The 21657-nt window shown below is 60.7% G+C and carries 26 protein-coding genes; 10 read left to right on the top strand and 16 right to left on the bottom strand.

Annotated elements, in window-relative coordinates:
* Window positions 1-82 precede the first annotated feature (82 nt).
* Both NKH60_RS08280 and NKH60_RS08275 read left to right on the top strand, forming a co-directional pair.
* A complete protein-coding gene (locus NKH60_RS08280; protein WP_352871827.1) occupies window positions 83-352 on the top strand; it encodes a DUF6455 family protein in 270 nt (89 codons plus the stop codon).
* Window positions 353-463: 111 nt separating this feature from the next.
* Window positions 464-1012 carry a hypothetical protein gene (locus NKH60_RS08275; RefSeq protein ID WP_352871825.1) on the top strand — a complete coding sequence of 183 codons (549 nt, stop codon included), beginning with the start codon at window positions 464-466 and terminating at the stop codon, window positions 1010-1012.
* 134 nt (window positions 1013-1146) lie between these two features.
* Here the strand turns inward: NKH60_RS08275 and NKH60_RS08270 are convergent, their stop codons facing one another.
* The 3 genes from NKH60_RS08270 to NKH60_RS08260 form a co-directional block, all read right to left on the bottom strand.
* Window positions 1147-1845, bottom strand: a complete 699-nt coding sequence (locus NKH60_RS08270; protein ID WP_352871823.1) for a CBS domain-containing protein — start codon at window positions 1843-1845, stop codon at window positions 1147-1149.
* 130 nt (window positions 1846-1975) lie between these two features.
* A complete protein-coding gene (locus tag NKH60_RS08265) occupies window positions 1976-2515 on the bottom strand; it encodes a DUF2231 domain-containing protein (protein ID WP_352871821.1) in 540 nt (179 codons plus the stop codon).
* Between the two features lie 48 nt (window positions 2516-2563).
* Window positions 2564-2797, bottom strand: a complete 234-nt coding sequence (locus NKH60_RS08260; protein ID WP_352871819.1) for a hypothetical protein — start codon at window positions 2795-2797, stop codon at window positions 2564-2566.
* A 143-nt stretch (window positions 2798-2940) separates the two neighbouring features.
* On the opposite strand from NKH60_RS08260, the gene NKH60_RS08255 reads away from it, so the two are divergent.
* From NKH60_RS08255 to NKH60_RS08245, 3 genes are read left to right on the top strand one after another with little or no spacing between them, the layout of a single operon-like run.
* Window positions 2941-3252: a PepSY domain-containing protein gene (locus NKH60_RS08255; protein WP_352871900.1), complete on the top strand. Its 312-nt coding sequence runs from the start codon at window positions 2941-2943 to the stop codon at window positions 3250-3252.
* Window positions 3252-3917, top strand: a complete 666-nt coding sequence (locus tag NKH60_RS08250; protein ID WP_352871817.1) for a response regulator transcription factor — start codon at window positions 3252-3254, stop codon at window positions 3915-3917. Before NKH60_RS08255 ends, NKH60_RS08250 begins: the two co-directional genes overlap by 1 nt.
* Complete coding sequence (locus NKH60_RS08245; RefSeq protein WP_352871815.1) at window positions 3917-5260, top strand: sensor histidine kinase; 1344 nt, start codon at window positions 3917-3919, stop codon at window positions 5258-5260. Before NKH60_RS08250 ends, NKH60_RS08245 begins: the two co-directional genes overlap by 1 nt.
* Before the next feature lie 7 nt (window positions 5261-5267).
* On the opposite strand, the gene NKH60_RS08240 is transcribed toward NKH60_RS08245, so the two are convergent.
* Genes NKH60_RS08240 through NKH60_RS08230 form a run of 3 tightly spaced genes read right to left on the bottom strand, consistent with a single transcriptional unit; the run spans window position 5268 to window position 8337 of the window.
* Window positions 5268-6779 carry an RnfABCDGE type electron transport complex subunit D gene (locus NKH60_RS08240; protein WP_352871813.1) on the bottom strand — a complete coding sequence of 504 codons (1512 nt, stop codon included), beginning with the start codon at window positions 6777-6779 and terminating at the stop codon, window positions 5268-5270.
* Complete coding sequence (locus NKH60_RS08235) at window positions 6776-7498, bottom strand: FAD:protein FMN transferase (protein WP_352871810.1); 723 nt, start codon at window positions 7496-7498, stop codon at window positions 6776-6778. Before NKH60_RS08235 ends, NKH60_RS08240 begins: the two co-directional genes overlap by 4 nt.
* Before the next feature lie 26 nt (window positions 7499-7524).
* Entirely contained in the window at window positions 7525-8337 is an 813-nt protein-coding gene (locus NKH60_RS08230) for an FMN-binding protein (RefSeq protein ID WP_352871808.1), read from the bottom strand.
* Window positions 8338-8505: 168 nt separating this feature from the next.
* Here NKH60_RS08230 and NKH60_RS08225 point away from each other — a divergent pair, with 168 nt between their 5' ends.
* The 3 genes from NKH60_RS08225 (at window position 8506) to NKH60_RS08215 (ending at window position 10047) form a co-directional block, all read left to right on the top strand.
* Entirely contained in the window at window positions 8506-9024 is a 519-nt protein-coding gene (locus tag NKH60_RS08225) for a cytochrome b (RefSeq protein ID WP_352871806.1), read from the top strand.
* Window positions 9025-9028: 4 nt separating this feature from the next.
* The gene (locus NKH60_RS08220; RefSeq protein WP_352871804.1) at window positions 9029-9724 is read left to right on the top strand and encodes a VIT1/CCC1 transporter family protein; all 696 of its coding nucleotides are present in this window, start codon (window positions 9029-9031) and stop codon (window positions 9722-9724) included.
* 107 nt (window positions 9725-9831) lie between these two features.
* A complete protein-coding gene (locus NKH60_RS08215) occupies window positions 9832-10047 on the top strand; it encodes a DUF1858 domain-containing protein (protein ID WP_352871802.1) in 216 nt (71 codons plus the stop codon).
* A 3-nt stretch (window positions 10048-10050) separates the two neighbouring features.
* Here NKH60_RS08215 and NKH60_RS08210 read toward each other — a convergent pair whose 3' ends face one another.
* On the bottom strand, window positions 10051-10752 hold the full coding sequence (locus NKH60_RS08210) for a Crp/Fnr family transcriptional regulator (RefSeq protein ID WP_352871800.1): 702 nt from the start codon (window positions 10750-10752) through the stop codon (window positions 10051-10053).
* Window positions 10753-10903: 151 nt separating this feature from the next.
* Between NKH60_RS08210 and NKH60_RS08205 the strand changes: the two genes are divergently transcribed.
* Window positions 10904-11341, top strand: a complete 438-nt coding sequence (locus tag NKH60_RS08205; protein ID WP_352871798.1) for a pseudoazurin — start codon at window positions 10904-10906, stop codon at window positions 11339-11341.
* Window positions 11342-11436: 95 nt separating this feature from the next.
* Window positions 11437-12612: an NnrS family protein gene (locus tag NKH60_RS08200; protein WP_352871796.1), complete on the top strand. Its 1176-nt coding sequence runs from the start codon at window positions 11437-11439 to the stop codon at window positions 12610-12612.
* Window positions 12613-12668: 56 nt separating this feature from the next.
* Here the strand turns inward: NKH60_RS08200 and NKH60_RS08195 are convergent, their stop codons facing one another.
* The 9 genes from NKH60_RS08195 to NKH60_RS08155 all read right to left on the bottom strand — a co-directional run bounded on the left by NKH60_RS08195 (window position 12669) and on the right by NKH60_RS08155 (window position 21649).
* Window positions 12669-13538 carry an SUMF1/EgtB/PvdO family nonheme iron enzyme gene (locus NKH60_RS08195; protein ID WP_352871794.1) on the bottom strand — a complete coding sequence of 290 codons (870 nt, stop codon included), beginning with the start codon at window positions 13536-13538 and terminating at the stop codon, window positions 12669-12671.
* Between the two features lie 51 nt (window positions 13539-13589).
* Window positions 13590-14696 carry a copper-containing nitrite reductase gene (gene nirK / locus NKH60_RS08190; RefSeq protein WP_352871792.1) on the bottom strand — a complete coding sequence of 369 codons (1107 nt, stop codon included), beginning with the start codon at window positions 14694-14696 and terminating at the stop codon, window positions 13590-13592.
* A gap of 449 nt (window positions 14697-15145) precedes the next feature.
* The gene (locus NKH60_RS08185) at window positions 15146-15844 is read right to left on the bottom strand and encodes a CBS domain-containing protein (RefSeq protein WP_352871790.1); all 699 of its coding nucleotides are present in this window, start codon (window positions 15842-15844) and stop codon (window positions 15146-15148) included.
* Between the two features lie 66 nt (window positions 15845-15910).
* Complete coding sequence (ccoS, locus tag NKH60_RS08180; protein WP_352871788.1) at window positions 15911-16081, bottom strand: cbb3-type cytochrome oxidase assembly protein CcoS; 171 nt, start codon at window positions 16079-16081, stop codon at window positions 15911-15913.
* Window positions 16078-18366 carry a cation-translocating P-type ATPase gene (locus NKH60_RS08175; RefSeq protein ID WP_352871786.1) on the bottom strand — a complete coding sequence of 763 codons (2289 nt, stop codon included), beginning with the start codon at window positions 18364-18366 and terminating at the stop codon, window positions 16078-16080. Before NKH60_RS08175 ends, ccoS begins: the two co-directional genes overlap by 4 nt.
* The gene (locus NKH60_RS08170; RefSeq protein ID WP_352871784.1) at window positions 18363-18860 is read right to left on the bottom strand and encodes a FixH family protein; all 498 of its coding nucleotides are present in this window, start codon (window positions 18858-18860) and stop codon (window positions 18363-18365) included. The genes NKH60_RS08175 and NKH60_RS08170 overlap by 4 nt, the downstream gene beginning before the upstream one ends.
* Window positions 18857-20416, bottom strand: a complete 1560-nt coding sequence (ccoG, locus tag NKH60_RS08165; protein WP_352871782.1) for a cytochrome c oxidase accessory protein CcoG — start codon at window positions 20414-20416, stop codon at window positions 18857-18859. Before ccoG ends, NKH60_RS08170 begins: the two co-directional genes overlap by 4 nt.
* Before the next feature lie 217 nt (window positions 20417-20633).
* Complete coding sequence (ccoP, locus tag NKH60_RS08160; RefSeq protein ID WP_352871780.1) at window positions 20634-21497, bottom strand: cytochrome-c oxidase, cbb3-type subunit III; 864 nt, start codon at window positions 21495-21497, stop codon at window positions 20634-20636.
* A 2-nt stretch (window positions 21498-21499) separates the two neighbouring features.
* Window positions 21500-21649 (bottom strand): CcoQ/FixQ family Cbb3-type cytochrome c oxidase assembly chaperone, encoded by a 150-nt coding sequence (locus NKH60_RS08155; protein WP_023759205.1) that lies wholly within the window; start codon window positions 21647-21649, stop codon window positions 21500-21502.
* Window positions 21650-21657: the final 8 nt, after the last annotated feature.

The following is a 21657-nucleotide window of genomic DNA, read 5'->3' as shown; positions in this document are numbered from 1 at the left end:
CAACGATGCCGCCTGTTGATCGAGATCAACGCCACCCGCCGCCAACGGCGGCAAGGATGGCCAGTAGGCAGGAGTGATCAACATGACCTTTCTCGATTACCTGATTTCAGTCGACGCCAGGACCGCTTTGATGGATCGCATGATGCAGAAGCTCGGCGTCGATAGACAATTGAAAGTCGTAGCCGACCATGCGGCCGTCACCAGCCGCGCCGTGGACCGCTGCCGGTCGTGCGGGCACCAGGATGAATGCTCAACCTGGCTCGACGAACACCAGCAGGCCATTAATCCCCCAGACTATTGCCGGAACAGCGACCTGATCGCTCGACTGCAGCATGCCGCCGGTCAACGGTAGGCCATCGAGCAGCCAGCCTCGACGATGTCGTGCCGACCGTGTTTTGACGAGAGTCAACGCAAACCAAAGTTTTTGCAGTTGATAAGTTTGCATTTCGCGGGACCAGGCAGTTTGGACACTCGATTTTTTCTGGAAGCATTTCTGCTCTTCGTCGCACCAGGGCCTACCAACGCTCTTTTGATGGCGGGGGCGGTCAAACGAGAGAAAGCGGTCAAGCTTTTGGCCGCTCAGGCATGCGGATATGGGATTGCATCGGCATGCTGGCTTTCGCTGCGTCCCTTGATGTCGCCCGACGCCATTCAAATACTCAGGTTGGTAGCAGCCGGATGGCTCGTCATTCTTGGCCTGCGTTTGACGGCGAGCGCCCGGATCAACGCTTCCAAAAACGACGACGCCCTGTCTGTTGCAGCGACCAGTCTGCTCAATCCGAAGCCCTTTATCTATTGCCTGGCTATAGTGCCGATGAACATCGAACCGCGCGCGCTGGGGATCTTCTGGATTGCGCTCCTGGGGATTACGGCTGCCACCGGATCGGTGTGGCTTTTGCTGGGTCGGCGGCTCAGCGGAGGCAAAAGACTGGTAGAAAGAGTTGTGGGCGCGGCGCTTATTGCCTTCGCCCTGTTACTGCTTCGACCATTGGTACCCTTCGTCGCGACCTAAGCGCGGCGAAGCCCTGGGCGAGACTGGCAACTCACTGTGGAAATTGTGCCTCGCTGTGGATCAATGTCATGTGCCCCAACCTGGGGATGATTGTCCTGGCGCAGCGTTTGATGACGTGACCTTTCTCGACACCGCTACGAAACAAGGACGACGGATAGGGGATCGGCGCAGAAGAGATCGTCCTTGACACCTTTAACGCCGGCGATGTTTTCGGCGGCGATGATGGCTGCCTGGCGCGCGCGTTCGTCGAAGATGGCGCCGCCCAGTTTCACCACTCCATTGTCCACCGTCACGTTGATCAAGTCGTTGCCGGCCCATTTCTGCGTCGCAAGCTCGGTCACGATGTTCTCCCGGATCTGTTCGTCGTCGATGGCTGCAGTGGCTGCACCGGGAAGGACGCTGAGCATGGCCCGCAGAATATCAGAGCGGGTGATGATGCCGACGACTTTCCCAGCGTCCACGACCGGAATGCGTTTGACCTGGTGACGCGTCATGAGCTCGACGACCTCGGCGAGCGGTGCGGTAGGGGATGCCTTGACGACATCTTGCGACATCACCTGTTCGATCCGCTGCCCATTGGCGTGGGCATATTCATCGGCGGCCTTCCCGGGACTGATGAGAAGCTCCAGCCAGTGCGAGCGTTTGCGTTCCGTGCCCAGTTCTCCGCGACGCAGGAAATCGCCCTCGCTGACGATCCCGACCAGCCTGCCGTCGCTGCGAATGACGGGGAGGCCACTCACCTTTTTGGAGAGCATCAACCCGGCCGCCTCGGCGATCGATGCGGACGGGTCTATGCCGACGACTGGCTTGCTCATTATCGCTGCGGCTTGCATGTTGGTTCTCCGGGTTTTCCAAACCTCCGGCTTCTTAGGAGTCGCATGTATAAAGCGCCTTGATCTGCATCATTTTGCCATTGAGGCAAATGGTCCATGTGTGGGGTCGCGAATGACGGGCCCGTGGCGGTCAACCAGCGATCGCGGTCTTGGCGACATTCACGCCAAGTTCGTAGACAAGCAGACCACCATAGTAGGCAGTCGTGGTGACCAGCACCGCTCCGCCAATTTCGATCAGAGGAATGGCGATCGTCACAGCCCGAAACTCGCGATTCCGTATCCAAAGCGCGAGCCTCACAAGTCCCCAGATCAGGAAGGCAAAAGCAGTGATACCCCCCAGGCTTTCGTGGATTTCCGCGATATCGCTGCTGAAGCCGGCCGCTTCGGCATGATCCAGGGCAAGACCGCCGAAGAACCAGGTTCCAAGGGCGAACACACCGGCAGCCAGGGCCACAAACGTGGAGATCGTGCCGGCGCCCGATTTTCTCGTGACGGCGTTGCCACCAGCCAGCGCTACAAGGTCGATAGCCGCAAGCGTGTAGATCAGAACAATGGGAAAATGAACAAGAATGGGGTGGATGTGTTGAATGGGGACCACGAAAACGCTCCAGGGATTGGTAAGGGACTTTGGATATTTGCCGACCTTGCAGCGAGCCTTGGCCGACGACATTTGCGCGCGTTATGTGCTGTAGCGGGCCACGCACTGCGAACGAGAGATCTAGTCGTTTTCGTCGGCCTCATCGCCCTGCCGGTCGTCACACGCATCGTCATCACCCTTGATCGCTTTCGGGGTGGTGGCGTCCTGCATCGGGATGGCCTGCAGGTCGATCGGGCCGGATGGGACCACGGAAGATAGCGCCGCACATGATCCTTCGTCCGATTCAGCGGCCGCCGGCAGGGCAAAGATCGTGAGGCCTGCAAGTGCTGCAAGGAAAAGCATGGAATTGCGCATGGTCTGGTGTCCTTCTCGGCGCGGCCATGATTGGACGCGATAATGCCTTGATATGGACCCTTTGCTTGCTGCGGGCTGAGGATGACTGACAGCAAATTGAAAGCTTCAAAGTGCGACATGCCTTGCCGATGAAAAGCCTGTTGATGCGTTTGGCGGTGCTGGGTCTCGCTGGACTTATCCTGGCAATGCCTCTCGCTGCCCGTGCCGACGAGGACGATGACGGCGACCATGACCGGGCGCGTGATTTGTACGAGCACGGCGAAATCAAGGGCCTTGCCGACATACTGGACGTTGTCCGCGCCAAAGCTCCCGGCGACGTTGTTGCGGTCGATCTCATCCGCAAGGCCAACAAATGGGTCTACCGGTTCCAGGTCGTCGGTGCCGATGGCCGGCGAAAGACCGTCGACGTCGACGCCGGCGCCGGCGTCATCATGCGCGATGGGGAGGGTGACTGATGAGAATCCTCCTGGCCGAAGACGAGCCCCGTATCGCTGCCGATATCGCCACCGCCCTCAAGGCATCCGGAATGGCCGTCGATATCGTAAGGGATGGCGAAGCAGCCTGGTTCGCCGGCGACGTCGAGAATTATGATGCCGCGATTCTTGACCTCGGATTGCCCAAGCTTGATGGTCTTACGGTCTTAAAGCGTTGGCGGGCCAACGAGCGCAGGTTTCCGGTTATCATCTTGACCGCAAGAGGCATGTGGACCGAACGCGTGGATGGCATCAATTCCGGTGCTGACGACTATCTTCCCAAGCCTTTTGAAATGGAAGAACTGCTCGCCCGGTTGCGGGCCATCCTGCGTCGCGCGGCAGGGCAGGCGGCACCCGTCTTGAGGTCCGGCCCGCTGCTTCTGGACACGCGCCAGATGCGCATTTCGCTGCGCGGCATTCCCGTTTCCCTGTCGCCCCTGGAATACCGGCTCCTGGCGTTTCTGATGCATCACGCTGGGCGGGTGATGGCGTCCACAGAAGTTGCCGAGCATTTGTACGATTCAGGCAACGACCGCGATCCGAACACGATCGAGGTCATTGTGGCGCGGCTGCGACGGAAGCTCGGCAGCGATGTCATCGAAACACGACGCGGGTTCGGGTATCTGATACCCGATGATCCTGCCTGATGGGCAACTCGATACGCTTTCGGCTGTGGTCGGCGGCAACGATTTCGATTCTTGTCGCACTCGGCATCGCCGGCGCCGGTCTGCGCTATCTGTTCGAACTTCACGTCGAGCGGCGCGTGGTGGGCGAGTTGACGGTCGACCTCAACGAACTGATCGGCGCAACGGCTTTCGCAAGCGGCGGCCGCCTTATCGTGACCCCAGCGCTCACTGACCCGCGTTTCGCCAATCCACTCTCCGGTTACTACTGGCAGGTGGAGGACATCGCCACCGGCAGCCTCGAACGTTCGCGATCATTGTGGGACGCCAAGCTGCTCCTGCCTGCCCGGAGCGTAAGTGGTGGGCTGCGAACGGTCGAGGAGTTCACGGGCCCGGGCGGAGAACTCAGTATTGCGGTCGAGCGTACGATCATCGATGCCCGAGGCCGGTCCTTTCGCGCAATCGTGGCGGAAGATCATCGAACCGTTGAGGTATCTGTAAGCGAATATGTTCGCGACCTTGCTCCGGCTCTGTTGATGCTCGCCGCAGTTCTCATGGCCGCGTTTTTCATCCAGATCACCATCGGCCTCGCACCGCTGGAGACCTTGAGGATCGGCGTCAGAACCGTGATCGCACAGCGAACGGCACGGCTCGATGTGGCGGCACCAAGCGAGGTGCAGCCGCTCGCGGACGAAATCAATCGACTTCTCGAAGCCCAGGAGAAGGCGCTCGCGCGAGCCCGATCGCGCGCTACCGATCTGGCGCACGGTCTTAAGACGCCGCTGCAAGTGCTGTCGGTCGACATTCGCGCGTTGAGAAAAAAAGGCGAGACGGAGCTGGCCGACGAAATCGAGAAAAGCGCCGGAGCGATCCGGCGCCATGTCGAGCGGGAGCTCGCGCGCGCCCGGCTCGCGCCCGGCGTCTCCGGCAAGGCGTCCTGCCGGGTGGCGGACGTCGCGGCTGGCGTCATCGCAGTCGTCAAACGGACGCCAAGCGGCAAGCAGCTTTCTTTCACGATGGAGGTCGCGGAGGATCTGATGGCGCCAATCGATGAAGGCGACCTGTCGGAAATCCTCGGCAATCTGGTCGAGAACGCAGCGCGCTACGCAAAATCGTCAGTCCGTGTCAACGCATCCGCCGTCGCCGGCAAGGTGGCCGTCACTGTCGCCGACGACGGACCCGGCATACCGGATGCGGATCGCCAATCCGCCTTGTCACGTGGCGTCCAGCTCGACAGCAAGGGCGGCAGCAGCGGCCTTGGCCTGGCCATCGTTTCCGACATCGTCGAAGCCTACGGCGGGCGTCTTGCCATGACCAACGCCGACCCGGGTCTGGTCGTGACCATTTCCTTGCCACGACACAATTGAGCCTGCTTCAGGCAAAACCTGGGAAGTAATCGACTTTTATCCTCGAGCGGCGGACGCCCATGGCCAGCAGTTTCTGACGCAGTGCCTTGACCATCGCCTGCGGACCGGAAATGTAGAAAGTGCGCTCGAGGTAGTCGGGTATGGCCAGACGTATCAGGCGCTCGTCGATGTATCCGGAATACTGGCTGCGCTCGCCACCGCGCGCCACAGCGTGGATCGTCTTGATTCCAAGTTCCTGCCTGGCCGCGTCAAGCACGTCGCGATAGGCGATATCCTGCTGTCCTTCGGTTCCGTAGAGGATGACGATTGGTCGCCGCTCCTTGCGGTCGAGCAGATATTGCAGCATCGAACGGAACGGCGTGATGCCGATGCCTCCGGCCAGGAAAGCGATCTTGGTTTCACGCCGGGCGGGCAGCGTGAAGTTGCCGGCCAGTTGGGCGGCGTGGATCGTGCTGCCTGGTTTCATGGTCATCAATTCGCGCTTGAAGGCGCTGGATCGCGGATAGAACTTGACGCCAAGGCGGACCGTTTCCTCCGTAGGTGCCGAGGCGACCGTGAAATAGCGGCGGTTACCGCGATTGTCGGCACGATCGAGGCCGAGTGTCCATTCGAGATACTGGCCGGCCTGGAACGCGAGCTTGCGCGGCGACCGGAAGACGAAGTCAAAGCTGTCGACGGCCGATTGCTCGATGCGTTCCAACGTCAGCACGAAACGTCCCTTGGGGCCTGCCGCATAGGCGAACAGGTTGCCGGCAAGCAGCGCCAGTTCCGGGGTGAAATAGAACGAGCCGATATGAATGTTGGGCGCAAACAGGAAGCCGACGATGGCGGCAAAGGCGATACGCGGCCAACGCATCGTCGGCGCGGTCAGCGGCTCGGTCAGCATCACGAAGGCAAAAAACAGCAGAGGCGACGAACCCAGTGTCTCCGTAAGCGCGGTCCAGTACTGCGACGGATCGCTGGTTGCCAGAATGGTCGCCAACGCCACGACAATAAAGGTCGACACAAGATCAAGCCGGCGCAGTTTGCGGACAATGAGCATGCCGCCGAAGAGCACGAGTGGAACTAGCGGCAGATTGCCGCCAACCCACCAAGTGGCTGGTTGGTCGAGCAGCAGCGCGGACAGCGCCACGCCAAGTGCAGCCGGATTGAAAAGGTGCTTCCGGCCGACCGCGAGAATGAATTTCGATGAAATAGCCCAGACGGACGCAAATGCCACCGCCGCGATCCCCCTTACGTCCGTGACCGCTACCGGATCGAGGATGAGCGCCAGGATGAATGCGGTGATGTAGACGGATTCATTGTTGGCCGGGACTGCGACGACATGCGCAAAGACCTTGTTGGTAATCCAGCAGGCGGCCAGCGCCAAAGCCGTCGTGAAGGCAAGTGCAAGCGGGTCATGTGGCACCAGCTTGACGAAGCCGAGCACGAACGCCGCGCCGACCAGCGCCATCAGATAGTAGAGGACCAGCCTGTACATCGTCATATGATCGAGGAATCGGTCGATGGTCTTGATCATGGCAGGCAAAGGGCTCCGAACCCGGTTGTCGGTGTGGCGCGGCCATTGGTGTCGATGACATACCCTTCGAGGCCAGGCGTCCGCTCGATGAAGAGAATGCCGTCCCGCCCCATGGCGAAGGCCGCGGTGGCGAAACGATCGGCTTCGAGCACATCCGCACCGATGACGGTCAGGCTGACGATGTCCTGGATCGGACTGCCAATCCCATGCGGGTTGTAGATGTGCTGGCCGCGGACATAGGTGCCGGAGGTCGCGACGCCGCGGCCGCGGGGATAGACGATTTTTACGATCTCGTCCGCGTTGAAGGGATTGCGGATACCGACGCTCCAGTCATGACCCGAAGCATTCTTGCCACAGGACTGGATATCGCCGCCCGCTTCGATGAAAAAATCGCTGATGCCGGCTCGCTGAACGATGCCTGCCGCATTCCGGATAGCCCAGCCCTTGACGATGCCGGAAGGATCGAGCGACCCGTCGGCTTTGCGAATATCGAAGTATCCGTCCGTCTCGTCTTTTGTCTGTCTGGCGAGAGCGAGCACTTCCATCATCTCGCCGCTCCAGTCGACAACCGGAACGTCACCGCGGTTGATCGCCGCGATCTCGCTGTCGGCCCGGTATGTGCTGAAACGCCGGTCGACATGCTCGAAATAGTCAAAGACCGTGTCGATCAGATCGCCGGTCGACGCGCCGCCGATGTCGACCGTAATGGGCATGCCCATCAAAATTCGCGTGTCGCCCATGGAACTTAGGACGACGCTTTCTTCAGCGCGCCGCGCAGCGACTGGATGAAGGCCCTGCTGGTCAGCGTCGCGCCCGAAATAATGTCGACATTGGCGCTTTGTGCGCTGATCGCTTCGTCGCGCAGCATGGGCAGCGCCTGCCTGTTGATGCTGATGGAAGTGCGGCGGTCGGATGGGTATTTCAGCACTTTCAGCGCCGTAAGCTGCCCGCCTTGGACGAGGGCCTGAATCTGGATGATGCCGTAGTAGGCATCGGCCGTGGGGCCGGTGTAGAGGCCATCGGCATAACCGTGCGGCGCGAGCTTCATGCCCACCCGGACGACACGAGCTGGCGCATCCGGATATGCCGGCCGCGGCTGCGGGACAGGTATGTAGATGGCGGGCGTTACAGCAAATGAAGGCGTTGACGACGCAGCATCGGTGACAGCCGGCGCTACTGGCTGCGCCGGTCGCGTTGGCGATGGTTGTGGTGCCACCGGAACCACTGTCTGCTTGAAGGGCTCATTTGGCTCTTCGGCGGGCAGTGTTATGCCAGCTGTCGTTTCCCGGGCAATCGGGAACCTTGTTCTGAACCGGGGTTCGAGCGGCGCCGGGGAGGTGCGAAGCATCGGCAAAGCCGCAGCGGATGCGGGCTCTTTTGGCTGCTCGGAAGGCACATCTGCTGCATCGGCCGGCAGCGCTTCGCCAAGCATATCGTTTGCCGGATCCCTGCCGGCCAGATCCCAGACATAAGCGCCGGAGGCGGCGATTACGAAGAGTGACAAGGCAATCTGTTTCATCGGATGTGTTTCCAAGTTGAATCTCGCAGGGCGATCCATGTGGTCCGCTCCGGAGGCAATATCCCACGGCCAAGCTGACAACTGGCTGTCAGCTGAGTTCAAGCTGCGAGGCCGGCAAAGCTCATGGACATCAAGTCGATTTGTCATGGATCAAGATATTCGCATAAAGCCCGAGCTAAGAGGGCTCTCTCAAGCGAGATAGCTGCCATGACTGTTGCCAATGAGCCGGCCGGATACACCGCAACGCAAATTCTGCTGCATTGGGTGATTGCGGCGTTGATCGTCCTACAGCTCATCCTCGGTGAGGACATCAAGCCGGCTTACCGGGCGTTCTCACGCGGCACCGAGCCGGCAGCTGGCGATATATTCAACGCGAATATTCATGTGTATGTCGGTTTGGCGGTCCTGGTGCTGGCGATCTGGCGGTTTGCGGTCCGACTTATGGTTGGTGTGCCGGCCGCACCGTCGGAAGAAAGCGCATTTTTGAAGCGGATCGCCGCTGCCGCCCATTTCCTGCTCTACCTGTTCATTTTCGGGATGCCGATTACCGGAGCGCTGGCATGGTACTTCAACATTCGAGCGGTGGGTGAGATACACGAACTCGCCAAGCCAGTGATCATCATCGTTGTCGGCCTTCATGCCGCAGCGGCGCTGTGGCAGCATTTCTTTGTAAAATCGGATGTGCTCGTCAGAATGCTGCGGCCTGCTGGACGGCGCGCGCCGTGATGTCATGAGCCGCCTGCACAGTGAAAACCATCTCGTATCGCGCATCGGCTGGCTGCGCGCCGCCGTGCTCGGCGCCAATGACGGCATCGTCTCGACGGCCAGCCTGATCGTGGGTGTGGCGGCGGCCAATGCCGCGGCCTCAAATGTTCTGGTGGCCGGCGTGGCCGGACTGGTCGCCGGTGCGATGTCGATGGCGGCCGGTGAGTATGTCTCGGTCAGTTCGCAGTCCGATACTGAGCGAGCCGACCTCGACCGTGAGCGAGGCGAGTTGGCAACGCAAGCAGACTTCGAGCGACAGGAACTTGCGGACATCTTTGTCAAGCGTGGCGTGGAGCCGAGACTGGCCTTGCAGGTCGCCGACCAATTGATGGCGAAGGACGCGCTTGGCGCCCACGCGCGCGACGAACTCGGCATTTCGGAGGTGACGACGGCCAGACCGATCCAGGCGGCGCTGGCCTCGGCGGCTGCATTTTCGGTTGGCGCGGCCATGCCGTTGTCAATGGTGCTTGTTTCACCGGCCGCATGGCTCGCGGCAACGGTGTCTGTCGCCTCGCTCTTGTTCCTGGCGGTTCTGGGGGCCATTGGGGCCAAGGCGGGCGGCGCCGATGTGTTAAGGGCAACGGTTCGCGTTACCTTCTGGGGCGCGCTGGCGATGGCGCTGACCGCCGGTATCGGTGCCGTCGTTGGCACTGCCATCTGACGGTTCCCGAGTCGGTTCAGCCCCAGTCCCTATGAAGTTGCGAAAACGCAACGAGAGCGGTCCGAACGAGATTTAGAAGAGGCTTCGCAAATCGCGGAGACTTCATCGTGAAACAGCGCAGTTCGATCAATCCCGACATGGTCATCGACGAAATCATGAGGAAATGGCCGACAACCGTCGCTGTGGCGTTGAGACACAAGATGCTCTGCGTCGGGTGTCCGATAGGCACTTTCCATACGGTGAGTGAGGCGTGCCGGGAACATCAAGTCGATGAGGGCGACTTTCTGGTCGAGCTCGAATTGGCCATTCGAGGAGAAGGATGACGGTCAGTCTTTTTTCCGGTTCTCGGCCAGAACCACAAGGCGATGCGCATCTTTGACGGTGACTCTCTGGCGCCCGCTGACGATTATTCCGTTCTCTTCCCACTTGCTGAGCAGCCGGCTTACGGTGTGCAGCGTCGTCCCTGTCATTTCCGCAATGTCTTGCCTCGAAATCGGAAAGTCGATTTCAATGCCACTGTCGGTCCTTCGGCCGGTCTGGTTTGCCAGTCGCAGCAGCGCATGCGCAACCCGCTGCTCCACCTGTTCCGTGGACATCTCCACCACCCGCGTCTGCGTCTCCTGCAGCCTGTTTCCAACCGTCCTGTAGGTGGCTGCCCCAAACACGGGGAAGCGTCTCGACAGATCAGGCCACAGGGCGTTGGGCCAGGCCAGCACCACGCAATCCACGGCCGCAACTGCGCTGGCAGGGTAGGTCGTCCGGCCAAGCGCCGCGGCCACGCCAAAGATCTCGCCTTCGCTAATGTATCTGGCGATGACCTGCTGTCCGTCCGGCGTGGTACGGACCACCCGTATGTGCCCGGCGATCAGCACGAAGAAGGAATGGGCTTCGGCTTCCTGCTCGAAGATCGTTGAGTCTTTGGCATAGCGTGACGATCGAGCACTTCTGAGAAGCTCGCTTTGCTCTTCGGGTGCCATTCCTTGGAAGAGGGGCAGCCGCGATATCAGCGATCGGTCCAGCGCAGCCAAGCGGATCCCTCACAGCCCTACGGTTCCGCATCAGTCGTGCGGGAGACCTTTCTTATCCCGAGTTTGCGCCAGCGCAAATTGTCTCTGGCCGCATCAAGCTAAATGGCATGGAACGGCGCAACGCCGCGAAGACGAAACAAAGGACAAACCGATGAAACTCTCCATCCTCGCCGCCGCAATTTCCATCCTAGCGCTAGCCGGCGGTGCAAGCGCGGAAGAGCACGTGGTGCAAATGCTTAACAAGGGCGAAAAAGGCGCCATGGTTTTCCAGCCAGCCTTCGTCAAGGCGGCGCCCGGCGACACCGTCAAGTTCGTGCCGACCGACAAGACACACGATGCCGAGTCGATCAAGGGCATGCTTCCGGATGGCGCTGAGCCTTTCAAGGGCAAGCCCAGCGAGGAAATTACCGTTACGCTGACAAAGGAGGGCGTCTACGGCGTCAAATGCGCGCCCCACTACGGCATGGGGATGGTCGCGCTGATCGTTGTCGGCAAGCCGGTCAATCTCGATGCCGCCAAGGCGGTCAAGCATCCCGGGAAGGCAAAAACGGTGTTCGCCGACCTGTTCACCCAAGTTCCAGCCAACTGATCAGCATAAGCCTGCCTGCCATAAGCGGGCGGGCACGGACCGGACGGACCGAGGGCGGCGGTTCATCCGGCCCTTTTCATATGAGGATGCAAGTCATGGCAGTTTCACGCCTGCGGAGCTATTCCGGCCCCGCGTTTCTTTCCTATGGATTCAGGCCCTTCTTCCTCCTCGGGTCGTTCTATGCCGCGCTCTCCATTCTGCTCTGGCTGCCGATGTATGCGGGCGAACTCGATGCCCACAGTGCGTTTGTCCCCGTCGACTGGCACATCCACGAGATGCTGTTCGGCTATCTGCCGGCGATCGTGACCGGGTTCCTGCTGACCGCCATTCCCAACTGGACCGGCCGGCTACCCGTGCAAGGCCTGCCGCTGCTGGCGCTGGTTGTCCTGTGGCTTGCCGGCCGCGCCGCTGTCTTCTTCTCGGCCGATATCGGCTGGCAAGCGGCTGCCGTGATCGATGGCTCTTTTCTGCTTGCGGTCAGTGCTGCGGCGGCACGCGAAATCGTCGCGGGACGGAACTGGCGCAATCTCAAGGTGCTGCTGCCGCTTGCCTTCCTGGCCGGCGCCAACGGCGCGTTCCACATCGAGGCGCATCTTCAAGGTACTTCCGACATTAGCCGCAGGCTCGGCATGGCCGCTGCGATCATGCTCATCTCGCTCATTGGCGGGCGCATCATTCCGAGCTTCACCCGCAACTGGCTCGTCCGCGAAAATCCTGGGCGGCTGCCTGCGCCATTCGACCGTTTTGACGTCGCCTCGATAGCCATCTCAGCCGTCGCTCTGGGAGCATGGACGTTCGCTCCCGCCAACAGCGCCTCAGGAATGCTCATGGCTATCGCCGCAATCTGCCAGGTGTGGCGTCTGTCGCGGTGGGCAGGTGACCGTGCCTTGTGGGATCCGCTGGTGCTCATTCTCCATCTTGCATATGCCTTTGTGCCTGTCGGTCTTGCGCTCGTTTCGGCGTCGATATTCTTCCCCGATGCCGTACCAGCGGCGGCGGGACTTCACGCGCTCGGAACGGGTGCGGTCGGCGCGATGACACTTGCCGTGATGACCCGCGCAACGCTTGGGCACACCGCGCGAGAGCTCAAGGCTGGAAGAGGCCCCTCGTTCATCTTCGTGGCCGTCCTCCTCGCGGGATCATTGAGAATCATGGCCGCCTTCGTCCCTTCTGGCGTGGTGATCGATGTTGCCGGCACGGCTTGGGTGGCGGCATTTACCGGCTTCATCCTGGTCTACGGAATTGCATTGATGACGCCAAAGGCGCGGTGAGGCGAGAGAGCAGGCAACCGTAGAAAACGCGAATGGAGCAGCGGTTTCTGATTTTGTCAGGTAATGCCGAGGTAGCCGAGGAAACGGTTCGCCCACCCCCGATGGGCCCGGACCAGCCTGAAACCCAGATTGTCGGGAGGCGTGCCAACGGCACAGCCGCCGCTTTTTCCGTCGCTGACGAAGTTCGACATGTAGGCTCTGTGAAGCCCTTCAAGGACGTGGACGCCGCAATTGTCGACCGAACTCGCAACACCACTTCCATCCTCAGCCAATGTGGTGCGGACATAGCAGGTCGAAGTCCACTCCCAGACGTTGCCGGAAAAGTCGGCGAGCCCGAGGAAATTGAAGCCAAAGGAGCCACGGCTCCTGGGCAATGGGTCCGGTTTGCGATTGAGGTCCACCTCGGCCTTGTAGCTGGTGAGCCAACGTCTGGCGGGGTTGTTGGCGTCGTTTTCGACACCCTCGAATTCGCCTGCGAACCGCTCCGCCGCGGCAAATGCCCATTCCTCGTCGGATGGCAGCCGCCATTGGTCGCCGGTCGCTTGAGAATACCATCGGGCATAGGCATTCGCATCGAGATAGCTCACTCCGGTCACGGGAGCGCTGGCGGGGATCGTGCGGGTCTCCTGTGCCGGCTGGCAGCTGCCTACACCGACGCAGTCTGCATAGTCTTGCGCGCTGACCTGATAGGTCATGATCTCGAGCGGTTGGTCGAGCTGGCGTTTGAGGCGGGGATTGGCCTGCGGGTGGCCGCCCTTCAGGAACTCGCCCGGTATCGGATAGGTCATGGAGCCGGACAGCAAGGTCGTCGTGACAGCCACGGCGTAAGGCGGCCGGTGCCAACTGGCTGCCTTGATCGACAGAGCCGCCGGCACAGAAGTGGCCGCCATGGCGACCGCGAAAACCTTCAGGATGTAAGGAGACATGGCTGTTGTCCTTGCCCGGACAGCGATGCTGTCCGGGCACATGGAGTTCCATCAGTTGGTGGCGATGGGTTTAGGCGCCTCCACCTGCGTCATCAGGTCATCATTCCACTCGCCCTCGACCATGAAGTGAGCGGTCGCCCCGAGTTCCACGGCCTCGATCAGGTTGTGATTGACGTAGGCGTAGACGCCGGGCTGCAGGAACGTATAGAGCGCCGAGCCGGCAGAGCCGCCACGGATGAACCAGGTCTCCAGATCCTTGGCCGGCGGGTTGGCGAATTTGCCCTGTTCCCAGACATAGTCGCCGTGGCCACCGATCAGATGCGGCCGCGTGTCGCGGTTGGCCTGCGAATGGACGATCAGCACGGTCTCGCCGACCTTCGCCTTCATGGCGTTGTCGCCGATCAACGAACCGACCTTGCCGTTGAACACCACATGCGTCGGGATCAGTCCGCGCATGACCTTGACGATATCGTCGTAACCGTCGCCCGCCGACTCGTAGCTCTTGTAGTTGCCCTTCTCGTCGCGCGGAATGTAGAAGTCGCTCTCGCCGATGTAGAAGATCTTATCGTATTTGACCGGCTTGCCCTTGTCGTTCCTGAGCCCGTCGCGCGGCAGCACCATGATGGCGCCGTTCATGCCGGAAACGACATGCCACGGGATCATCGCGCCGCCAGGCGCACAGTGATAGACAAACGTTCCCGTTCGCGTTGCCTTGAAGCGCAGCGTCACCTGTTCGCCGGGATTGATCAAGGTGAGGCCGCCGCCGCCCAGCCCACCTGTGGCTGCGTGAAAATCGATGTTGTGGGCAAGCGTGTTGGTGTCGGAATTGATGAGCGTCAGTTCGACATAATCGTCTTGGTGGACGACCATCAGCGGGCCCGGGATCGAGCCGTTGTAGGTCATTGCGTTGAGTTGCGTCCCGTCCGCGTCGATGACCATCTGCTTCTCCTCGATCGTCATGGAGAATTCGACGATCTTCGGTCCGCCCTTGGCGATCTGGTCGTGCGGATGCACAAAAGGCGGCGCCACCAGCTTGATCTTCTCGCGGGCGAGCCCGCCAATCTCGGACTTTGTCACCGTTGCCGAAAATGCCGGCAGTGTCGCCACGGCGGCAGCGCCAATCGCTGCTCCGAAGAGGGCTTCGCGTCGCGTAATCATGTCAGTCTCCTGTCTCTCTACCGTTGCAGATGAGCAGAAGCTAACTGACCTGACGCAGCGTTTCTTTGCGCTGGCGCAAATTGGTGAGTGTTAATTGGAGGAGCAACAGCCTTCGGACTGCGGCAATCTTGTGCGCCAAGTTTGAGATGCAACAGTTTGGTGTCGCAGTTTTCTGCAAGCGTGCACAGTCACTGGCGGCTTTCTGAAAATCAGCGGCCGCCATTGCCTTACGGATAGATCAGAATTCGCTCGGTGGCCACGCCACCAAGAAAAAGGGCAACGGCCATTGCATTTCCGTAAGGCCGGGCGTCTTCGCTGCCGACAGCGTGCTCGCCAACCATGACGGGCGCTATACGACGGAGGAACTCGCCGACGGCCTCATGTCCAAGTGATGTGGGAAGGGAGCAGAACCCAATGGGGCTCTGCTTCGCGTCCCCGCTTTTTCGCAACTACGAAACCATCACCGAGAACGGATCCGTACTGAGGAAGAGGCCGTCCTTGACTTGCCCGACGCCGGCAACCTTCTCAGCCGCAACGATCGCTGCCTTCCGTTGACGCTCGTCGACAATCGCCCCCTTCAGTTCGACAAAGCCGTCGCTGACCCTCACATCGATCGAGTCACCACCGCTCCAAGTTTGTGGCTGCAGCTCGGCAAGGATAGCCTTGCGGATCAGGTCGTCATCGGGTGGTGTGGTGCCCTGTTTCGGCATGGCGCGGATCAGGACAAGCAGCAAATCAGTTCGCGTGATGATGCCGACGACCCTTTCCCGATCAACAATCGGGATATTGTTGATGTGATGTTGCATCATCAAGTCGACAATATCTGCGATCGATGCGCCAGGGGGCGCCGAAATGACGTGTGTGGTCATCACCTCATGGATGATCCGTCCGTTCGAGCGCACATAGTCATTGGCGGTTGTGCCCGGGCCAAGATCAAACTCCAGCCAGCGCGGACGCACACGCTGAGTCCCAAGTTCCTCTCGGCGCAAGAAGTCGCTTTTGCTCACAATGCCAACCAGGGCGCCGTCGCTGTCCGTTACCGGCAGGCAGCTGACTTTGTTTGAAAGCATGAGCTCGACCGCTTCGGCGATCGTTGTGTCCGCATCCGTCGTGATGACTGGCTTCGTCATTATGGCTTCGGCTTGCATCCTCAACCTCCTGATTTTTCGTCAGACGACGATAGGATATCCCAACCCGCGGCGCTTTGATCTGAGTCACTTGGAACGAAGGGCATTCTCCGCGCCGTCGTCGCTGTCGATGAGAATGCGCTCCGCCGCGCCATCGAGATCCTCGTACTGGCCGCTTCTCAATGCCCACAGGAAGCCGGACAGGCCGAGTACGCCAAGGAATAGCGCTACCGGGATGAGGTAAACGAGCGTCGTCATGTGGATTCGGCCAAGGCGCCGGCCCGCGCGGGCAGGTCTTGCCGCGCAGTTGCGGACGGCGCACCCGTTGCGAGGCCTAGCAGACGCATGGCATTTCCAATCACAAGCAATGACGAGGCAGACATCGCAACCGCCGCGATAAGAGGCGTAACATGGCCCAGAATGGCGATCGGCACGGCCACAGCATTATAAACGATCGCAATTGTTATGTTCTGTTGGATCAGGCTTCCCGCCTTGCGCGACACGTTCAGCGCCAGCGGGATCGCCAAGAGGCTTTCGCGCAGAAAAACGAAATCGGCTACATTGCGGCCAATGTCGGCGGCTGTGGCGGGTGCGATCGAGACATGCGCCGCGCTCAGCGCAGGCGTGTCGTTCAGGCCGTCGCCAACCATCAGGACCTTGTGCCCGTCTTTCGCCAGGCCCTCGATGCGTTCGACCTTGCCGGACGGCAGCAGGCATGGAACGAAATGGTCGATACCCAACATTTTCGAGACTTCGCCGCAGGCGCTCGCGGTGTCGCCTGACAGCATTTCCACCGAAATCCCTGCATCGTTCAGTTGCTCGACAGCCGCCCTGGCGTCTTCACGCAGTGCATCCTCGAAAGCGAAGTTAGCGACAACGATCCCGTCTTTCGTCAGGACCGTCCCGCCATAGCCATGTTTGCCTTCGCCGCCGGTGCGGGCCTTCCATCCAGCCCATCCGCGTCTGCCCAGCCGCCAGGTGATCCCGCCTGTCGTTGCTTCCATTCCAAATCCTGGATGATCTGTGACTATTTCGAATTTGCCTCGTCCGCTTTGGACGGCAAAGCCGGCTATCGCTTTTGAAAAGGGATGACGCGAATGCGCGGCCATGTCGGCCGCAATCGTCAGCATGGCCGGATCGATCGAGGCCGCATTGACGAGCCGAGGCTGACCGAGCGTGAGCGTTCCGGTCTTGTCGAACACCGCTGTATCAATTGTTGCCAGGCGCTCCATGGCCGAACCATCCTTGACCATGATGCCGTTTTCGAACAGGCGCCGCGCGGCGACCACCTGGACGATCGGCACGGCGAGGCCGAGCGCGCAGGGGCATGTGATGATCAAAACGGCGATGGCGATGGTTATGGCCCGGTGCCAGTCGCCAGTTGCCGCCATCCAGCCAAGAAATGTCACGAAGGCGGTGAGATGAACAACTGGAGCATAGAGCGCTGACACGCGGTCGGCGATGCGGCGGTACTGTGCGCGACCGCCCTCGGCGGCCTCCATCAGCCGAACCATTTCCGCCAGGAACGAATCCTTCGCGGCAGCTGTCGCCTCGATGGTCAGCGGGCCGGTAAGGTTGAGCACGCCGGCCTGGATGGCGTCGTTTGGCGCCACGCTTCTGGGCGTGCTCTCGCCCGAAACCAGCGAGCAGTCGACGTCCGATGTCCCACGCGTGATCTTGCCGTCGACGGGAATCCTTTCGCCAGTCGTGATCAGCAACAGCATGCCCGGTTCGATCTCGCCAACCGGCAGATAGTCGCGTGCGCCATCGTCGCGCAGCACCATGGCACCACGCCCGGCCAGTTGTGACAGGCTTTTCACGGCCGTGCGGGCGCGTTCGCGCATCACGTGATCCAGCGTGCGGCCGATCAACAGGAAAAACAGCAGAGACACCGACGCGTCGAAATAGGCGTGGTCACCATGGGTGATCGTCTCATAGAGGCTCATCGCGTAGGCCAACGACACGCCGACCGCGATCGGCACGTCCATGTTCATGCGGCCGTGACGCAAGGCATTCCAGGCCGACTTGAAGAAGATGCCGCCGGCGAAGGCGAGTGCGGGGATGGCGATCAGTGCCGAGACCCAGTGGAACAGGTCGCGGGTCGCGCCCTCGGCACCGGACCAGACCGAAACCGACAGCAGCATGATGTTGCCCGCCGCAAATCCGGCAACAGCGACGGCGCGGATAAGCTCCGAGAGCGTCTTGTCCTTTTCACTAATCTCGGGTTCGAACAAATGCGCCTGGTAACCCAGCCGCCCCAGCATGGCGACGAATGGCGGGGCCTCGTCCCCGCGCCACCGGACCGAGACCCGCTTCGTTGACAGGTTGACGCGAGCGGCCTCGACGTGATCGAGTTTTGCCAACGCCGTCTCGATTGTCTGGATGCAGGCTGCGCAATGAACCGTCGGAACTGAAAGGTCGGTCTGGCTAAGGCCATCGCCAAGCGACCGGCTCGCCAGCTTGATCTCTTGGCTGGACGGCAGGACGGATGTAGCGTTGCCCAGATCTACGGCCATTTCAGCACCTGGTGCACAACAGCTCATTGCAGCGCTCCATGGGAAATCATGATCCTGCGGACGTCGCGATAAGGTCTTGCCAGACCGGCATCGGCGTCGATTTCGACAATCCAGACACCATCCCTTGGCATGTGCTGCACTGCAAACTCCTGACCCGAGGCGCGGGCGAGCGTGACGGCCTCATCCTCTTTCTCGTAAGCGGGATGGCGAAACAGCACCTTCACGCCATGTAAGGGAACCGACTTGCCGGCAGCGTCGGTGAGGCTATAGCGGACTTCGCCCCATGAGATGGTCAGCTTGCCGGTCCAGCCAAGCGCTGCCTGCGCGCGCCCTTCCTCAGCCTTCTCGTTGAATTGCTGGCTCGCCACATAGGTGTTTTCGACGACAAGACCGGTCCAGCTTGTGTTGGCAAGCGTCGCCATCGTCAGATTGACCGCAATGACCACGCCGAAAAAGGCGAGGATGATGGCCAACATGTGCCTGCCGGTGAATTCGCGGGACTTTCGCGTGGTGGCGGTCATCTGGCGATCTCCTTGGCGTTGAAGGTGGCGATGTATTCGTTCGACTCGAAACTCGCTTTGTCCTCGACCCGGAGTGTGAAGGTCTGCGCTTCGCCATGGATCTCATCAGCAGGCAGGCGCACGAAAACCTTCAACATCTTAAGCCGGTCGGGTTCGACCTGGATCGCGAAAGAACGATCGGCGGGGAGATCGACACCGACGATGCTCATCTCTGCGCCTGGCAAGCCCCCTATGGTGACGATGATCGTTCTTGGTTCGGGGATCATGTTCAGCAGCTTGACGGTGTAGCCATTGCGGATAGAGCCGTCGGACAGCGTCACGAATTGCGGATTGCGGTCGTGCAAGACATTTATCTCGAGCCGGTCGCGCGTCATCAGCGAATAGAGCAGGCCCAGGCCGATCAGCCCCCACATAGCCATGTACACGTAGGTGCGGGGACGAAAGATCTTGCGGATGTGGAAATGAGCCACACTGTCTGAAAACAGGCCGTCAGCGGTTCTGACCAGCGACGGATTGACTGCACTGGAACCGCCCGCGGTCGCTAGCATCATGTTGGCGTTGTAGTCGGAGAGGGTCGCGTAGGAGATCAACCCGCGCTCTTTGCCAAGCTTGTCCATAACGCCGTCGCAGGCGTCGATGCAAAGCGCGCAGGTGATGCATTCAAGCTGTTGGCCGTCGCGAATATCGATCCCCATCGGACAGACGGCGACGCAGGCATTGCAGTCGACGCAATCGCCGATAGCCTTCCCCGCGGCTTGCGCCTTCTTGGCGTGACGTGAGCGCGGTTCGCCGCGCCAGTCATTGTAGGTGACGGTGAGCGAACTTTCATCGAGCATGGCTGCCTGGATGCGCGGCCAAGGGCACATGTATGTGCAGACCTGCTCGCGCATCAGCCCGCCGAACGTATAAGTCGTCGCTGTCAGCACGGCGACGGTGATATAGGCGACAGGCGCTGCCGTGCCGGTGAAGAGTTCGCCGAGCAGGGTCGGCGCATCGGCGAAATAGAAGATCCAGGCGCCGCCGGTCGCCGCACCTATGACTAGCCAGATGGCGTGTTTCGATACCCGCAGCACCAGCTTGCGGGCAGTCCACGGCCCGGCGTCAAGCTTCATGCGCGCGTTGCGGTCGCCCTCGATGGCCCGCTCGACAACCAGAAACAGATCGACCCACACAGTCTGCGGGCATGTATAGCCGCACCAGGCACGGCCGACAGTCGACGTGATCAGGAAGAGACCGACGCCGGCCATGACCAGAAGGCCGGCGACGTAGTAGAATTCCTGCGGCCATATCTCGACCAAGAAGAAATAGAAACGCCGGTTGGCGACATCGAGCAGCACGGCCTGATCGGGGGCAAACGGGCCACGGTCCCACCGCAGCCAAGGCGTCAGATAGTAGATGCCAAGGGTGACCGCCATCACCAGCCATTTGAACTGACGAAAATTCCCGGAGGCCCGTTTCGGGAAGATCTTCTTGCGCGCGGCATACATCGGCTGTCGCACTTTGGCGGAGTTGACCGCCTCGGCTTCGAGCCGTTCTACCTGCGTATTGTCCAGCACTGGTCTCTCCCGTCACGGAGCTTGTGATTTCGCCGGGCACGTGACCTGGCTGGGTGCAGACAGGTGCGCGAAATACAGCGTCGAGCGGATTTTGCCGTCGACTGGATTGCGCCGCGTTGATGCAGGTCAATCGCCGGGTACACGCAAACAAATCGAGGCCCGGCAGAGCCGGGCCTCGTCGCTTGGACGGTGAGGGCCGGAGAATAGACCCCCGTTCCTATTCTCCACCGCCTAGCGAATGCACGTAGACCGCCAGCTCCTTGATCCTGGTTTCGCCCAGCCGCGCGCCCCAGGCCGGCATCACGCCCTGTTTCGGCGCGGCGACCTGGGCGGCGATGGCCGCTTCGCCCGATCCGTAGAGCCAGATGGCATCGGTCAGATCAGGAGCGCCGAGCTCCTTGTTGCCGTTTGCATTGTCGCCGTGACAGGCCACGCAGTTTTCGGCAAAAACTTTAGCGCCGGGCACCACCAACGATTGATCGCCGACGGTTTGGGACAGACTGGTAACATAGGCGCTGACCTGTTTGATCTGGTCTGCGGTGATGATGTCGCCGAAGGCTGGCATTTCCGACAGGCGCGTATCCGGATCGGAGGCGAAGCGGATGCCATGCGTAATCGTCTGCTGGATCTGGTCCGCCTTGCCGCCCCACAGCCAGTCGTCGTCATTGAGGTTGGGGAAGCCCTTGGAGCCCTGGGCGCCGGAACCATGGCACTGCACGCAATTGAGCTTGAACGCGGCGCCGCCGGCAGCGACCGCGAATTCGCGCAGTGTATCGTCGGCGGCAATCTCAGAGACGTTTTTCGATTCTATTGCCGTGACGTATTTGCCCTTGGCCACCTCGGCCGCCATCAACTCGTGACCGACCTCATTGCGGCTCGAATAGCCGAGCACGCCCTTGCTTGCCGAATGCAGCAGAGGCCATGCCGGATAGGCGATGGTGTATCCGATCGCCCAGACAATGGTGATGTAGAAGGTAATGACCCACCAGCGCGGGAGCGGGTTGTTCAGCTCGCGAATACCATCCCATTCATGACCAGTGGTCGAAACGCCAGAGATCTCATCGATATGCTCGTCGCTCATGATCACTCGTCCTCAAGGGGAATCCGGGCAGCTTCGTCGGCAAGCTTGCGGCTGCCGGGGCGCAGGGCAAAGGCGATCGCGCCGACAAAGAACAGAGCCATGGCGACCAGACCCCAGCTGTCGGCGAACTCCCGCATCAAATTGTAATCCATGGGTAAAA

The sequence above is a fragment of the Mesorhizobium sp. M1006 genome (assembly GCF_040318825.1).
GTDB lineage: Bacteria > Pseudomonadota > Alphaproteobacteria > Rhizobiales > Rhizobiaceae > Mesorhizobium.
The sequence above is the reverse complement of the archived record's forward strand: the minus strand, read 5'-3'. Positions and strand labels throughout refer to the sequence as shown.